Here is a 13980-nt window from a genome sequence, read left to right as displayed (position 1 = left end):
GACATGATCGTGAACAAGTATTATAGCATTACGGAGCTGACGCGTGAATTCGGTGTATCGACCCGCACGCTGCGCTTCTACGAGGACGAGGGTCTTATCCACCCCGAACGCCGGGGTCGCACGCGGCTATTCCGGGCAACGGATCGGCGGCTGATCCAGGAAATCCTGCGCGGCCGCCGGATCGGCTTCACGATCGCCGAAATCCGCGAGATCATCCAGGTCTACAAGGAGCCGCCGGGCGAACTCGGGCAGCTCAAGCTGCTGATGACGCGCATCGACGAGAAGCGCAACGACCTGCGCCAGAAGCGCAAGGATATCGACGACACGCTGACGGAACTCGACAATGTCGAGGAAGCCTGCCTGACCCGGCTTGCCGAAATCGGCGTCGGCACCTGATCTTCAGTAACCGCTATTGCGCCTCGATCGAGCACTGTTCGGCGAGCGATTGCACCCGCTCGTCCTGCGGGGCGATGGTGCCGGATTGCAGCGGCGTCATCAGTGACTGGGCGATCAGCTTGTCGGCCGTGCAGCCGCAGAACTTCCGGCAAAGGCCGGCGTCGTTGCCCTGGCCCGTGCAGCCTGCCTCGCAGCTCCTGACATAGCCGACCCGCGGATCCGGCGGCGGGGCTGGATGCACCAGCGAGAAGAGATAGACGAGCGCGATCAGCACCGGCTGATGGACGAGATAGACGATCAGGCTGTGGCGGCCGGCTGTCGAGAGCAGGTTCGGCTGCGTCTGGACGGCGGCGAGCCTTGGCAGCCAGTTCCGCGCCAGCGCGACCCGCGCGACCGCCACCCCGGCCAGCAGGGCGGCGATCCAGGGAAACAGCGGCACATAGTCGTTCGAGCGGGGCGGGACTTCGGCAAAGCCGAGCCAGCTCAGGTAACGGGCGTCGAACAGGGCCGAATCCAGTGCGCCGGGCACAAGGCTGTAGTCGACGATCATTGCTGCAATGACCAGAACGACAATCGCGCCGGTCAGAAGCGGCGGCAAACGCAGGAAAGCCAGGCCGATCAGGCTCGACAGCGCGATATTGTGCAGGATGCCGAAATAGATCCATTCGCTCGGGAAGGCGATGAGCGTCGCGATGCTGATCGCGAGCGCAGCACCAGCCACCATGGCGAAACGCTTCCAGAAGGATTGCCAGCGGATCGCCGGGAAATGCGCGAGAACGAGGCTGACGCCCGCCAGGAACAGGAACGAACTGGCGATGGCGCGGGCATAGACCTTGAAGATGCCCTGGGTCGCCGTGCCGGGATCGACGTAACCGAAAAACTCGAGATCCCAGGTAAAGTGATAGGTCGCCATGGCAATGAGGGCGACGCCGCGCAGCGTATCGATCAACGGGATACGGGGTCTGCGCATGGTGGGATTTTCGGTTTCGGCAACGGTCACTGCTTGTCTTTCCGGATCAAATCTCAGGGCGTCCCGCGGTCCATGATCGCCAGCCGGGCCTCGGAAAAATACTGGCGGCGGGTGAGCACGACGATCACGACAACGGTCATCGCGATGAACATATAGGGCCCGATGAACCAACCGAGATAGCCGATCGACAAAAACAGCGCGCGCAGGCCGGAATTGAAGTGACCGGCCGCGATCGTGTTCATCCGCACCACCTGATCGGCCGCCCGTTCGGCAGCCGCCCGGTCGGCATGGGTGTCGTGCAGCATCGGCAGGGCGCCGAAGAGAATGGTGCAGTAATTGAACAGCCGGTAGGACCAGCCGAACTTGAAAAAGGAATAACCGAACAGGAAGGTGAGGCCGGCGACTTTCAGTTCAAAGGCGGTGCGGCCGCCATAAGCGACAAAGGGCAGGTCGCGGAAGACCGCTTCCACCTGTTCGGTGGCGCCCAGCAGCGCGAAACAGCCGCCGATCGCAAAGATCGACGTCGAGGCGAAGAAGGCGGTGCCGTTCTGCAGACCTGCCAGGATCTGGGTGTCGATCATCTTCAGGTCGCGGCGAAGCGAGTTGTAGATCCAGTCCTTCCGCCGTTCGGCCATCGCCCGGTTGAGGCTGGAGCGCGGAAACAGCCGCGAGCCAGAGCCAGCGGTCACCCAGGAATAAAGGGCCCAAAGCGCGGCAAACAGGGCAAGCGCAACATAATCAGCGTTCGTCATGGGCCTCACCGCAGGAATCGGTCTTGATCCGTCCCGTCATGCTTTGTTTCGGTTTCGGCGGCAAGCCTCCTGCATCGGCAAGGGAACTATTTGGGCTGGGCGGGCGTTGCGAACATGGCTCGTTTGGCCTTCCGCCATGTTTCCGCCATTTTTGGATTGCCGAGGCCGCCGGATTTTAATAGACCATTAGGCATGACGACCCGGAGCGGACGTTGATCAATGCGGCAAGAACCTGGAGACGACATGGAAGATACCGTTCAGAAGTCCTGCTGGGGCGTGACCTTCAAGGCGCTGGTAGGATTTGCAGGCGCTTTGGCCCTCGCGTATCTTTTCGGCGCTATCTGACCGTCTCAGCGAAATTCCGGAATTTCAGTTCTCGGCGTGGTATTCGTACCGCGCCGTTTCTATTTTAAGACCATGTCGCGGCCGGTTCACCGGATGTCGGGCAGCCGCCAAGGCACGGCGGCGCTCTGACATAGGCTTGGCCACCCTCGTATCACCCCATGGATTCTCATGTTTCTGTCCGTTTTCGACGTTTTCAAGATCGGCATCGGCCCGTCGAGTTCCCATACGATGGGACCGATGTCGGCCGCCAACCGCTTCCTGGATCTCATCCTGTCCAACGACTGGCCGCGGCCGACCGGCGCACATGTCGCGGCATTGAAGGTCAGCCTGCACGGATCCCTCGCGTTCACCGGCATCGGTCACGGGACGGGCAGGGCCGTGATACTCGGCCTGGTCGGCGAGGAGCCGCACTCCGTCGATCCCGACAGGATGGACGAAATCATCGGCCAAGTGGAGCGGACCGGCCGCGTCACGCCGCCCGGCCATCCGGCCTACGAATTCCAGCCGAAAACCGACCTGATCTTCGACAAGAAGCAGCCGTTGCCGGGCCATGCCAACGGCATGAGTTTTTCCGCCTTCGACCGCGACGGCCGGCTCCTCCTGAAGCGTATCTACTATTCGATCGGCGGCGGTTTCGTGGTGACCGATACCGAATTGGAGGCCATGCGGACGCCTAAGAAATCGGCCGGCGATGCGCGCATTCCCTATCCCTTCGCCTCCGCCAGGCAGATGCTCGACATGGCGCGCGGTTCAGGCCTGACGATCGCCCAGATGAAGCGCGCCAACGAAGAAACCAAAATGAGCGCCGCCGAACTCGATGCCGGTCTCGACCGGATCTGGGAGGCGATGTCGAGCTGTATCGACCGCGGCCTCAAGGTCGACGGGATAATGCCCGGCGGGCTGAAGGTGAAGCGCCGCGCGAAGTCGATCCACGACAAGCTGAACGAGGAATGGCGCAGCAACCGGCTGAACCCGCTGCTCGCCAACGACTGGCTGAGCGTCTACGCGATGGCCGTCAACGAGGAGAATGCCGGCGGCGGGCGTGTCGTTACCGCGCCGACCAATGGCGCGGCCGGGGTCATTCCGGCGACGGTGCGTTATTACCTGCATTTCCACGAGGACGCGACCCAGGCCGACGTCCATAACTTCCTGCTGACGGCGGCCGCAATCGGCGGCATCATCAAGCACAATGCCTCGATCTCGGGCGCCGAAGTCGGCTGTCAGGGCGAAGTGGGCTCGGCTGCGGCCATGGCTGCAGCGGGGCTTGCGGCCGTCATGGGCGGCTCGCCGGAGCAGATCGAAAACGCCGCCGAAATCGCGCTGGAACACCATCTCGGCATGACCTGCGATCCGATCGCCGGCCTCGTGCAGGTGCCCTGTATCGAGCGCAACGCGCTCGGCGCGGTTAAGGCGGTCACGGCCGCCTCGCTCGCCATCAAGGGCGACGGCACGCATTTCGTGCCGCTCGACGCTTGTATCGAGACGATGCGCCAGACCGGCAACGACATGAGCGAGAAATACAAGGAGACCTCCACGGGCGGCCTTGCGGTCAACGTCGTCGAGTGCTGAACCGTCCCCCTGTGGAGTGAACCGAGCAAACGCTTGACCTCACGCCCGGATGGGTCTTCAACCAGACCATGGCTCTACATCTCATCAAACTCTGCGTCGGCGCCGATTCGATCCAGGATCTCCAGGACTGGGTCGCCGAGCGGTCGCTCAATGCGATGGCTGCCGGCCTCGATCCGCACAGCATCCATACGACCCGCATGGCGCCGAAGCGCATGGAGGAGCTGCTCGACGACGGATCGCTCTACTGGGTGATCAAGGGGCAGGTGATGGCGCGGCAGAAGCTGCTCGACATCCGCACGGTGACCGGCGGCGACGGCATCCAGCGCTGCCAGCTGGTGCTCGGGCCGGAGGTCATCGAGACCGCGCCGCAGCCGAAGCGACCTTTCCAGGGATGGCGATATCTCAAAAACGAGGAAGCGCCGCGCGACCTCGGCAAACTGGGCGAGGACGTTGCGGCGCTTCCGGAAGATCTGCGGCGCGAACTCGCCGAGCTTGGACTTCTGTAGCTGCGGATCGCTCGATCAGCGAAGCCTGATACGAACTGGCGCACGACCGGCGCGGATGCCGATATGGAGGTGGACATTGGCTTCCGGCTGCGAATGCCGCCAGGCGCGGGCGCCGTGGCTGAGCAGCATAGCGACCAGATCGCGGGTCTTTTCCTTGGAGCGATTCAAGCCGAGACCGGCAAGCCGCATGGCCGCCTCGTGAAGCGGATTGAGGGCGACGCCCTTCGCTCTGGACTTTTGCGCCGGCTTGAAGGCCAGTTCCGCGCTGTTTTCATTCATTGCCATCGGAAACCCCGTCTACTCGTTACTTTCGAGATCCCTCCGCGCCGAAGGCCCGGCGCGGGTATTTCCTTGATCGCCGGCGGCGACGCTCACTGAAGCGACGCCCAGCAGCTGATACCCTTCTTCTTCAGCACGTTGCAGGCATCGATGGCCGTCTTCTGGTCATCGAAGCCGCCGAAGCGGGCACGGTAGATCTGTTCGCCATTGTTGCTGAAGGCGACAGTGAAGGGTTTGGCGGAACGCAATACCTTGCCGCCTTTATCCTGCGCATTCTGCAGGAGATCCTGAGCTTGTTTCTGGTTCGGCGAGGCGCCGATCTGAATGACCCAACCGTTCGACGCCATCGACGCCTCGGAGGAGGGCTTTGCGGGTGTCGCAGAGGCAGAGACCTTGGTGGAAGCGGTCGTCACGTCATCGACGGCCGGGCGGCCGGTCCGGTGCGCGACGGCCACCTCGGTCTTGGCCGGCATATATTCCGGAGCCGGCGTCGGTACGGCGGAGACGCCGGCCATTGCCGAGTTCATCGCCTGGGTGATGACTTTCTTCTGTTCCGGTTCTGCGGCATAGGCCGATGCGGCGGGCGCCATGGCCGCGGCCTGCTGCTCGGCATAACGGGCGCCCGGCAGCGGACCGCTCGGCGGCAGGTCGAGGGCAGCCATCCGGCGTGCGTCGGACTGGGACGCGGCAACCGGCGAAGCGGACCTGACCGGCACGGAGGGAGCGGGCGCAACCGGCGCGGCCGGGGCCGCCTGTGCGATCAGGTTGCTGTTGCCGCCGCGAGATGCCTCCGGCAGATATTCCGCGACCAGCTTGCGCATCGTTGCGTCACGGGCAGCACTGGAGCGGCCACCGAGCACGACGGCAACGATCGAACGTCCGTCGAGTTGGGCCGAGGTTGCGAGATTGCTGCCGGCAGCGCGAGTGTAGCCGGTCTTGATGCCGTCTACGCCCTTGACGTTGCCAACCAGGCGATTGTGGTTGCCGATCGTCTGCTTGCCGAAATTGAAGCTGCGGATCGCGAAGTAGCCGTAATACTGCGGGAAGTGCTGGCGCAGGGCCATGCCGAGACGCGCCTGATCGCGTGCCGTCGTCATCTGCGCGGTATTCGGCAGGCCGTTGGCGTTGCGATAGGTGGTGCGGGTCATGCCGAGCGCGCGCGCCTTGCCGGTCATCAATGACGCAAAGCGCTCTTCGGAGCCGCCGATGAATTCACCGAGAGCGGTGGCAATGTCGTTGGCGGAGCGGGTGACGAGTGCGCGGATGGCCTGATCGACCGAGACCGAGCCGCCGGCGCGAACGCCGAGCTTGGAGGGCGGCTCGGATGCGGCATGAGCGGAGACCGGCACCTGAGTGTCGAGGCTGATCCGGCCGGCTTCAAGCGCTTCGAAGGTCAGGTAGAGGGTCATCATCTTGGTGAGCGACGCGGGATAACGCAGACCATCCGGATCCTCGGAATAGAGAACCTTGCCGGTCTTGGCATCGACGACGATGCCGGCATATTTCGGACCTGCGGCAGCGGGCGTCGAAAACATCGAAATCGCCACAGCCAATGTGAAGAGAAACCCGAGGAAACGTCCCGGAACCGTCGCATCACCCTTCGAAGGGAATGCAGAGAACATTTTTTTCGACACTGCCGCACTCATCGCTTGCATCACATTAGTCACATCCGGACGCGCCCCCGCCACGACCGTTACCCTTCAATCTAGGGGATTAGCGTTACCAAGAGGTTTATGATGAACAGCAGCTTGCTTAGATATGCTGCATTTTAGACATCAACTTGGGGCTTGGACCCGACCGTCCGTAGCGGCTTATTTCGCCAACCGGTTTTGGACAAAGAGGCGAACTGCGGCATCAATATGTTGCCAGTCCTTCAAAAGCGCGCTGGAGAAGCGATAGAGCACCGTCAGGTCCTGTCCGATGTGGATATCCCGCTGGCAGTCGCCGCTGGTTGCCCTGTCGCCGGCAGCCGGCAGCACGCAGCGCACCACGTAGTCCGGTGCGCTGGCGACCCGCCCGGTCAGGACGATTTCACTGCCGTAGCCCGAATCGGCCCGCAACCGGTGAAGCGTCAATCCGAAGGCCGCTTGCTGCGGCGCGCCGTCGAACAGTTTGGAGTATATCGGCTCCAGCCGGCCGGACATGTCGCGAGACATGGTGCTCTGGGATAATTGCAGGAAAATCAATGAGGACGACTGGCCGACGTCATCGAAGCGCGACCGCAGGCCGGCACTGTAACCTTCGAGTTCCGGCCATGTGAGATAGAGGTCGACGCGCTCGGCAATACCGGCCCGGCGCTGGTCGCGGAAGCGAATCGCGTTGGCCGGAAGCTTGAGCTTGTCCTGGCCGATCCGGATGAGGAATTCTTCGGTACTGTCGGTATGGCCGGCAAGCGCGATACGCTGGCCGAACCAATGGCCACTGATGCTGATCGCCGCCGTCAACAGAGCAAGGACGGCGATGACGACAGTCAGGCGATAAACGAAGCGATTGGAGAGGAGCGGTGCTTCTTCTGCAGCCGAGAGGTTCCGGGCCGGACCTGCCATGACGTGCGCTCCATGTTCTCATTAGAGAGGGGATTCGCCAGCGCCGGAACGGGACAGGAATACGGGAAGAGGCAAGGCGATTTGGCCGCAGTCTGGATCGTTATGATTAACGCTTCGTAAAGCAAATCCAAACCGGGACAGCCCGGCAATCGCCTTGCAAGATTCAGCCCTGCACATTGACCGCGACTCGGGTCGCCGCGGTCCCCAGCCGATAGGAGGTGGATTACTGGCCGACCGAGCCGACGGCGGTGGCGCGACCGTCCTGCAGCTTGACCCAGCGGGCGGGATCGTCGTTCGCCTGGCGCTTCAGGAAGGTGTATTCGGTATCGGACCAGACCATGACCTTGTTGCGCATGTTGTCGAGCACGAAGTCGCCGCGATCGGTGCGGACCGTCAGGACCGCGTGACCTTCGCCATTCGGCTGCAGGACGACGGTAATCAGCAGGTCGGACGGCGAAAAGCCCTTGGCAATCAGCATTTTCCGCTTGAGAAGCACGAAGTCTTCGCAATCGCCGACGGTGCGGGGATAGGCCCAGCGCTCTTCGACACCGTAGATCTCCTGGTCGGTCATCGGCGTGATCGAGGAATTGACCGTGTAGTTGACGTCCAGAAGCGTGCGCCACTTGTCTTCGGTCAGCGCCAGCGGGCCGGCGTCCTTGTAGGTCGCGGCGCATTCGCTGACATAGGTCTTGCAGAATTCATAATGGCCGAGCGGCGGATTGGCCTGGCCGAGAACACGCACGCCGCCGGCCGGCATGCCGAACGAATTTCCGGCGGTAAAGATTGCGATGGCGGCGGTGATGGCGGCGAGGCCCAGTCCCTTGCTGTACTTCATTTTTATGTCTCCCCGTTGTGGGAAGAACACTGCCAGACAGGGTTTGATCGACCGGAAAATCTCGCAGTAAAATCAATATCTTATTTGAATTCAATTCGTCTAAAACATGGTTCAAATGCATCTCGAACTTTCATAAAATTCGAGGCAAATTTGCCGCTGTTTTTCATAAAACATGTTCTATCGGCGACCGCCTGCATTGCGGCTTTCCCGCTATCCAGCTGTAATTCCAGCACTTCTTAGGGACGGCAGGAGCAGCCGCCGGAGCGCCAGGAAAGCGGAGAGGGCGGCGGTTGGTTGTGTTCAAGCAGGAGAGGAAAGGGCAGAGTCAGGGTGCACCACGGTCGAATCGGGCTCGCCGAGGTCGATTCCCGACCTCAAAAAAAGTGCCGAAAGGAGACATTTTTTTGAAAGAAAGCCCGTTTCGGCACAACCCGCCGGCGTTTCCGGCCTGTCCAGCAACGAAACAGGACGGCTGGCGGAGGCTGACAAACAAAAAAGCGCCCCGAACGGGACGCTTGGCAGATCGCGGAGATAAGAACGCTTTTAGAGGAATTCGGTCAGCGTTTCGCGCGACTGGATCGAATTGAACTCGATCGCCACGCCTTCCATGAAGTGGCGCACGACACGGCCGCGCATGTTGCCGAGCCGGACCGGCGTGCCGAGGGCCGGGCGGATCTCGATATCGATCGCGGCGCCCGACAGCGAAAGGTCCACGATCCGGCAGGCATAACGCCGGCCGTCGTCGAGCGTGATCTCCGTGCGGGTCACACGCGGCGCCAGGCGATCGTGGCGGCGATCTTCCGGCAGGCCGAGTTCATGCTTGTTGGCGATCCAGGTCAGCTGTGCGGCCAGCTTCTCGCGCTTGCGGTCCGTCGCGTTGATCGACATCACGAAGCCGGTTTCCGACAGGCTGACGACCATGCCTTCCAGCCGGCCGATATGATCGAGATAGGCGATCACGCGTTCGCCGACGAGGGGACGACCAACGCAGGCAAAGCTGACGTCGCCCGGCGACATGTCCACGACGTTGCAGGGGAATTCCTCATGCGTCGCCAGCATCAGCCGTCCTGGAATGTTGACGGACACGCGCTGGAAGGAACGCTGTGCGGGAACACTGGGTGTCGATGAAGTATGAGCCGGCTGAAATGAATACATTTGAGAGAGCTTTTTCTCTTCTAAGTCTATCGTCACGAGTATTAACGCGCCGCGGTTAACAGAAGGTTTTGGAGCGCCGAGCGGCTGCCATCTGCCGCGACCGGCATTCGCTCTCATGAGGGAGGCCGGTCGGACGGAAGCCGACCTGCCATGCCGTGGAAACTCCCGCGATCGCCTGTCACCGGCACGCCGAAATGCGAACCGCTGCCGGTCAGGAACGTCCAGTTCTCGAGCGTCAGGAAAGCGGCCGGCGTTGCCGTTACGGGATAGGGAGAGAGCCGGGGCAGGAGGGCACCGAAGATCCGGTCGCTCGCCGCCGTCTCCACGGATCGAATTGGCAGAAGCAACATCTCATAGGCATGGCGGATGTGGCCATTCGAGGCGAGAACGTCCAGAAGCGCGGGCTGTTGCGAATGAATGACGTTATGGGCGATTTCCACCGGCTGCCGGTGGTCGGTCTCCGGCCAGAGATTCGCAAAGGCCTGGCCTCGGAATTCACGGTCGAACAGTTCGCAGATGCGGGTACCGGCCAGGCGGAATGCCAGCGTGCCGGCAGGGTCCAGGGCGGCCATGAAAAGATGGGGAAGAAGATGACGCAGGGCGGCCGGATCAATCTCGGTCTTGAGGGGAACTGCCCCGTCGTGCTTGAGATTGATCCAGTAGTCGAAGATCGCCCGGCTGGCCTGGTTGCGCATTCATCTTACCTGTTACATTTCGAGACAGATCGCGCTTCATGCGCGGCTGGTCCTTCTCGACCAGCGAAAACCGTGCCACCGCAAAGGCAGCGTGGTTAACGATCCATGACCTGCCGATTCCCTGGCGTGACTGTGATCCCGGTGCGCTTTCATTTGAACGGCCGCTCCTATATGGCTGTCGACCATTCCGCCGGGAAACGAGAAGACAGAAGGGGCTGGCATGAACGACGGGCCGGATATGGCAAACGAACAGCCCGAGGCGGATGACGGCGCCGAGCGCTCGCAGCCGATTTTCAATCTTCCGCGGAGCCTTGTCGTGACGCTGGCTCTGCTTGCGGTCATCTACATCGTGCGGGATTACGTGCTGGACGATGATACGCGCGCCTATATGGTCGTGAACCTGGCATTCACGCCGTTGCGTTACGTCTATCCGCTCGGCGAGCAGGGCTTTGCATGGGCGTGGACGCCGGTCACCTACTCGCTTCTTCACGGCGGCATCGAACACATCCTCTTCAACGCGCTTTGGCTGATGGCCTTCGGGGCGCCGGTGGTGCGACGGATCGGCACCCTGCGCTACGTGATCTTCTGGATCTTCTCGGCGGTGGCTGCCGCCTTCTTCCATGCCGCGCTCAACTGGGGCAACGAGACGCTGCTGATCGGTGCGTCCGGCGTCGTCTCGGCACTGATGGGGGCGGCCTGCCGTTTCGCCTTCCCGGAACGCCGGGGTTATGACCGAACCCACGGCCATCTCTATCCGCGACAGTCGATCCTCGGCTCCTTCCGCAACCGCACGGTGGTGATCTTCACTGCCATGTGGTTCGCCGGCAACCTGCTGATCGCCTTCGGGGTGACGCTGTTCGGCGCGGATATGGGACCGATCGCCTGGGATGCGCATATCGGCGGCTTCCTGTTCGGCTTCCTGCTGTTCGGTCTTTTCGATCCCTTGCCACGCCGCGTCATGCCGCTCGCGCGTCCTTGATCTCTTTCCCGCCTCGCTCTACACTTCAGCATACGTGCAGGGACGGTTCCTCCACCCGGGCGCTTTGCTTTTCGGGAACGGACGATGTCCAAGCCGAACTGGTTGCGAGGAGAGAGCCATGGCAATAATCGTCAAGAACATGCTGGATGCAAAGGGGCGTGACGTGGTGACCGTCGGTCCCGACAAAACGCTGCTCGAAGTCGCAGGAATCCTCAACGACAAGAAGATCGGCGCCGTCGTGGTGACCGGCATGGAAGGCCGCATCGCCGGCATCTTCACGGAACGCGATCTGGTGCGCGCCGTCGCCGGCAAGGGCGCCGCGGTGCTCGATCAACCGGTCAAGTCGGCAATGACCACGTCGGTGCAGCGTTGCAAGGACGAAACGACCGTCGATGAACTGATGGGAATGATGAGCTCCGGCCGGTTCCGCCACGTGCCTGTCGAGCAGGACGGAAAGCTCGCCGGCATCATCTCGATCGGCGACGTGGTGAAGTCCCGCATCCGCGAGATCGAACTGGAGGCCGAACAGATCAAGGCCTATATCGCCGGCTGATTTTGGGCCGAGCCTCGCCGAAAGGCGAGGCTCTACATGACTGGCGAGGCCAGCCGCCGCTCAGCGAGCGAAGACTTCCTGCATCCGCTTCAGCGCCGAAATCTGCGCCATGGTCTCGGTATAGCCGCGGTCGATCGCTTCGCCGGCGCGGTGGAACTCGGACAGTCCGATATCGGCAAGCCGCGGATGCAGCGCAAGATCCGGCGGATCGCCGGCAAGCCGCGCCCGCGAGATGCGTTCCTGGATGATATTGAAAGCCTGCACCATGGTGCCGGTCAGACCGACCCGGACGTCCTCGGGTTTCTTGCGGCCGTCATCGATCGGCTGGACGCTGGCATTGTGCTTGACGACAGCCGACCGTCCGAAAATCTCGTAGTTCAGGTTGACGGCGACCACGAGCGGCTGCTCATAGGCGCGGCACACCGAAGTCGGCACCGGATTGACGAGTGCGCCATCGACGAGCGTGCGGTTGTTGCATTTCACCGGTTCGAAAATGCCCGGCAGGGCGTAGGAAGCGCGAAGCCCGGTGATCAGCGAGCCGCTGGAGATCCACACCTCGTGGCCGGTGTGAAGTTCGGTCGCAACCGAAACGAACGGACGGTCGAGTTCCTCGATCGACAGGCCTTCGAGGTGTTCCTGCATCCGCTTGGTCAACCGCATGCCACCGAGAAGGCCGCCGCCGCCGATCGTCAGATCGAGCAGGCCGGCGATCCGGCGCATGGTCAGCGACCGGGCGAAGGTTTCGAGTTCGTCGAGCTTACCGGCAAGATAACATCCTCCGACCAGGGCGCCGATCGAGGTGCCGGCAATCATGCCGACCTCGATCCCGGCCTCGTCAAGCGCTCTCAGCACGCCGATATGCGCCCAGCCGCGCGCGGCACCGCCGCCGAGGGCGAGGGCAAGCTTTGCTTTTTTGGGGGATTCGAGGGTAGGAGGAGGGGTAGGTTCGAGGATTTTCGTTTCGCCGCCTTCGGCAGGTGCCGCAAGCGGATCGTGACGGTTCCAACTCCAGTTCAGCATCGACAAAGACCCTCCACAGCTGAACAAACCCCGGTCTGTCGATTAACGCACCGACAGGTTTCAAAATCGTTTATTCAGTCGAGACATGCCAAAAAACGGGGCAGATGCCTAAATGGTTCCTTGATCCGAATAGACGACGCCTGGGTCAAAATGACGCTGATCGTCGGTGATTTCAAGAACCGCCCGACCATCACTTTGGGTGACAACCCGATAGAAACAGGAGCGGCGTCCCGTGTGGCATGTGGCGTCGTGTCCCGCGACCGAGACCTTGAGCCAGACGGCGTCCTGGTCGCAGTCGGTGCGCAGTTCGTGAACGGTCTGGAGATTGCCGGAGGATTCGCCCTTCTTCCAGATCTTGGCACGCGAGCGGCTGTAATAGTGGGCGACGCCGGTCTCGACGGTCAGTGCCAGCGCCTGCGCATCCATATGCGCGACCATCAGCAACTCGCCGTCGCGAACATCGGTGACGACTGCGGTGACGAGACCGTTCTGATCGAAGCGGGGCGTGAAGGCGCCAGCGCCTTCGAGTTCCGTCTTGTCGGCGGAAGGCTGGTCGAAAGAAAGCGACATCGGGAAACTCCGCCCGGAAACCGCGCCTTAGCGGTTGCGGGCCAGCGTGAAGAAACGGGCCTGTTCGGCGGCGTTGGCCTTGAACTCGCCGGTAAACGTCGTTGTCATCGTATGCGAGCCCTGCTTCTGCACGCCGCGCATTTCCATGCACAGGTGCTCGGCCTCGATCATGATGGCGACGCCGCGCGGCTTTAAAGTTTCCTCGATCGCATTGGCGATCTGCGCCGTCAGGTTCTCCTGGGTCTGCAGCCGACGGCCGAAGATCTCGACGACGCGGGCGATCTTCGAGAGCCCGAGGACGCGGCCGTTCGGCAGGTAGGCAACATGCGCCTTGCCAATGATCGGCAGCATGTGGTGTTCGCAATGGGAGAAGAAAGGGATGTCGCGCACCAGAACGATGTCGTCATAACCCGAGACTTCCTCGAAAGTGCGGCCGAGCACGTCCTCCGGCGACTGTTCGTAACCGGCAAACAGTTCGCGATAGGCGGCGGCGACGCGCTTCGGGGTGTCGAGAAGGCCTTCGCGAGCCGGATCGTCACCTGCCCAGCGCAAAAGGACGCGCACGGCTTCTTCGGCTTCCTGCTGCGACGGGCGTACCTGCTTCTCTTTAGAAGCCGGGAAATTCTTCACAATGGCATCCATCTATCGTCTCCTGATGCGGTTCAAGGCCGCATCCGACTGGCGTTACTCACGGACTGACCAGCCGCTGAGCACCTGCGGCTGATTTTTGGGCAATCCGGCGATATCTGACCTTCGACGAACATTTTTACAAGATATCCTGTTCCGTTTTCGGTAGGATTTCGTGAAAAC

General features: G+C 62.0%; 16 protein-coding genes. 5 read left to right on the top strand and 11 right to left on the bottom strand.

Annotated features, from left to right (window positions below):
• The first annotated feature begins 3 nt into the window (after positions 1 to 3).
• Positions 4 to 396 (top strand): MerR family transcriptional regulator, encoded by a 393-nt coding sequence (locus tag ACZ9EJ_RS07540; protein WP_046626288.1) that lies wholly within the window; start codon positions 4 to 6, stop codon positions 394 to 396.
• 13 nt (positions 397 to 409) lie between these two features.
• On the opposite strand, the gene ACZ9EJ_RS07535 is transcribed toward ACZ9EJ_RS07540, so the two are convergent.
• The gene (locus ACZ9EJ_RS07535; RefSeq protein WP_251089633.1) at positions 410 to 1396 is read right to left on the bottom strand and encodes an acetyltransferase domain-containing protein; all 987 of its coding nucleotides are present in this window, start codon (positions 1394 to 1396) and stop codon (positions 410 to 412) included.
• 23 nt (positions 1397 to 1419) lie between these two features.
• Positions 1420 to 2118 carry a DUF599 domain-containing protein gene (locus ACZ9EJ_RS07530; RefSeq protein ID WP_046640244.1) on the bottom strand — a complete coding sequence of 233 codons (699 nt, stop codon included), beginning with the start codon at positions 2116 to 2118 and terminating at the stop codon, positions 1420 to 1422.
• A 513-nt stretch (positions 2119 to 2631) separates the two neighbouring features.
• On the opposite strand from ACZ9EJ_RS07530, the gene ACZ9EJ_RS07525 reads away from it, so the two are divergent.
• Both ACZ9EJ_RS07525 and ACZ9EJ_RS07520 read left to right on the top strand, forming a co-directional pair.
• A complete protein-coding gene (locus ACZ9EJ_RS07525; protein WP_046640243.1) occupies positions 2632 to 4032 on the top strand; it encodes an L-serine ammonia-lyase in 1401 nt (466 codons plus the stop codon).
• 68 nt (positions 4033 to 4100) lie between these two features.
• The gene (locus tag ACZ9EJ_RS07520) at positions 4101 to 4538 is read left to right on the top strand and encodes a DUF1489 family protein (protein ID WP_046640242.1); all 438 of its coding nucleotides are present in this window, start codon (positions 4101 to 4103) and stop codon (positions 4536 to 4538) included.
• Between the two features lie 15 nt (positions 4539 to 4553).
• On the opposite strand, the gene ACZ9EJ_RS07515 is transcribed toward ACZ9EJ_RS07520, so the two are convergent.
• The 6 genes from ACZ9EJ_RS07515 to ACZ9EJ_RS07490 all read right to left on the bottom strand — a co-directional run bounded on the left by ACZ9EJ_RS07515 (position 4554) and on the right by ACZ9EJ_RS07490 (position 10048).
• Positions 4554 to 4823, bottom strand: coding sequence for a hypothetical protein (locus tag ACZ9EJ_RS07515; RefSeq protein ID WP_046640241.1), 270 nt, complete (start codon positions 4821 to 4823; stop codon positions 4554 to 4556).
• Positions 4824 to 4909: 86 nt separating this feature from the next.
• Positions 4910 to 6472, bottom strand: coding sequence for a D-alanyl-D-alanine carboxypeptidase (locus tag ACZ9EJ_RS07510; RefSeq protein ID WP_046640240.1), 1563 nt, complete (start codon positions 6470 to 6472; stop codon positions 4910 to 4912).
• A gap of 156 nt (positions 6473 to 6628) precedes the next feature.
• Complete coding sequence (locus ACZ9EJ_RS07505) at positions 6629 to 7363, bottom strand: hypothetical protein (RefSeq protein ID WP_046640239.1); 735 nt, start codon at positions 7361 to 7363, stop codon at positions 6629 to 6631.
• Between the two features lie 223 nt (positions 7364 to 7586).
• Positions 7587 to 8228 (bottom strand): transglutaminase-like cysteine peptidase, encoded by a 642-nt coding sequence (locus ACZ9EJ_RS07500; protein ID WP_370649756.1) that lies wholly within the window; start codon positions 8226 to 8228, stop codon positions 7587 to 7589.
• 513 nt (positions 8229 to 8741) lie between these two features.
• Complete coding sequence (locus tag ACZ9EJ_RS07495) at positions 8742 to 9353, bottom strand: PilZ domain-containing protein (protein WP_046626268.1); 612 nt, start codon at positions 9351 to 9353, stop codon at positions 8742 to 8744.
• A 113-nt stretch (positions 9354 to 9466) separates the two neighbouring features.
• The gene (locus ACZ9EJ_RS07490) at positions 9467 to 10048 is read right to left on the bottom strand and encodes a PAS domain-containing protein (protein WP_046640237.1); all 582 of its coding nucleotides are present in this window, start codon (positions 10046 to 10048) and stop codon (positions 9467 to 9469) included.
• Positions 10049 to 10268: 220 nt separating this feature from the next.
• On the opposite strand from ACZ9EJ_RS07490, the gene ACZ9EJ_RS07485 reads away from it, so the two are divergent.
• Both ACZ9EJ_RS07485 and ACZ9EJ_RS07480 read left to right on the top strand, forming a co-directional pair.
• Positions 10269 to 11027 (top strand): rhomboid family intramembrane serine protease, encoded by a 759-nt coding sequence (locus ACZ9EJ_RS07485; RefSeq protein ID WP_052764579.1) that lies wholly within the window; start codon positions 10269 to 10271, stop codon positions 11025 to 11027.
• A 118-nt stretch (positions 11028 to 11145) separates the two neighbouring features.
• Positions 11146 to 11580 carry a CBS domain-containing protein gene (locus ACZ9EJ_RS07480; protein WP_046626261.1) on the top strand — a complete coding sequence of 145 codons (435 nt, stop codon included), beginning with the start codon at positions 11146 to 11148 and terminating at the stop codon, positions 11578 to 11580.
• 60 nt (positions 11581 to 11640) lie between these two features.
• Here the strand turns inward: ACZ9EJ_RS07480 and ACZ9EJ_RS07475 are convergent, their stop codons facing one another.
• From ACZ9EJ_RS07475 to folE, 3 genes are all read right to left on the bottom strand, one after another.
• On the bottom strand, positions 11641 to 12600 hold the full coding sequence (locus ACZ9EJ_RS07475) for a patatin-like phospholipase family protein (RefSeq protein ID WP_046626260.1): 960 nt from the start codon (positions 12598 to 12600) through the stop codon (positions 11641 to 11643).
• Between the two features lie 108 nt (positions 12601 to 12708).
• A complete protein-coding gene (gene hisI, locus ACZ9EJ_RS07470; RefSeq protein WP_046640236.1) occupies positions 12709 to 13170 on the bottom strand; it encodes a phosphoribosyl-AMP cyclohydrolase in 462 nt (153 codons plus the stop codon).
• Between the two features lie 27 nt (positions 13171 to 13197).
• Positions 13198 to 13812: a GTP cyclohydrolase I FolE gene (gene folE, locus ACZ9EJ_RS07465; protein WP_007760073.1), complete on the bottom strand. Its 615-nt coding sequence runs from the start codon at positions 13810 to 13812 to the stop codon at positions 13198 to 13200.
• Between the last annotated feature and the right edge of the window lie 168 nt (positions 13813 to 13980).

Source organism: Neorhizobium sp. USDA 3394, assembly GCF_056280385.1.
This window is presented reverse-complemented; position numbering and strand designations above follow the sequence as displayed.

Excerpts from the sequence above, each read along its gene's own strand:
- ACZ9EJ_RS07540 (WP_046626288.1), top strand. The coding sequence starts at position 4 with ATGATCGTGAACAAGTATTATAGCATTACGGAGCTGACGCGTGAATTC.
- ACZ9EJ_RS07530 (WP_046640244.1), bottom strand. The coding sequence starts at position 2,118 with ATGACGAACGCTGATTATGTTGCGCTTGCCCTGTTTGCCGCGCTTTGG.
- ACZ9EJ_RS07525 (WP_046640243.1), top strand. The coding sequence starts at position 2,632 with ATGTTTCTGTCCGTTTTCGACGTTTTCAAGATCGGCATCGGCCCGTCG.
- ACZ9EJ_RS07520 (WP_046640242.1), top strand. The coding sequence starts at position 4,101 with ATGGCTCTACATCTCATCAAACTCTGCGTCGGCGCCGATTCGATCCAG.
- ACZ9EJ_RS07515 (WP_046640241.1), bottom strand. The coding sequence starts at position 4,823 with ATGGCAATGAATGAAAACAGCGCGGAACTGGCCTTCAAGCCGGCGCAA.
- ACZ9EJ_RS07510 (WP_046640240.1), bottom strand. The coding sequence starts at position 6,472 with ATGCAAGCGATGAGTGCGGCAGTGTCGAAAAAAATGTTCTCTGCATTC.
- ACZ9EJ_RS07505 (WP_046640239.1), bottom strand. The coding sequence starts at position 7,363 with ATGGCAGGTCCGGCCCGGAACCTCTCGGCTGCAGAAGAAGCACCGCTC.
- ACZ9EJ_RS07495 (WP_046626268.1), bottom strand. The coding sequence starts at position 9,353 with ATGTATTCATTTCAGCCGGCTCATACTTCATCGACACCCAGTGTTCCC.
- ACZ9EJ_RS07490 (WP_046640237.1), bottom strand. The coding sequence starts at position 10,048 with ATGCGCAACCAGGCCAGCCGGGCGATCTTCGACTACTGGATCAATCTC.
- ACZ9EJ_RS07485 (WP_052764579.1), top strand. The coding sequence starts at position 10,269 with ATGAACGACGGGCCGGATATGGCAAACGAACAGCCCGAGGCGGATGAC.
- ACZ9EJ_RS07480 (WP_046626261.1), top strand. The coding sequence starts at position 11,146 with ATGGCAATAATCGTCAAGAACATGCTGGATGCAAAGGGGCGTGACGTG.
- ACZ9EJ_RS07475 (WP_046626260.1), bottom strand. The coding sequence starts at position 12,600 with ATGCTGAACTGGAGTTGGAACCGTCACGATCCGCTTGCGGCACCTGCC.
- hisI (WP_046640236.1), bottom strand. The coding sequence starts at position 13,170 with ATGTCGCTTTCTTTCGACCAGCCTTCCGCCGACAAGACGGAACTCGAA.
- folE (WP_007760073.1), bottom strand. The coding sequence starts at position 13,812 with ATGGATGCCATTGTGAAGAATTTCCCGGCTTCTAAAGAGAAGCAGGTA.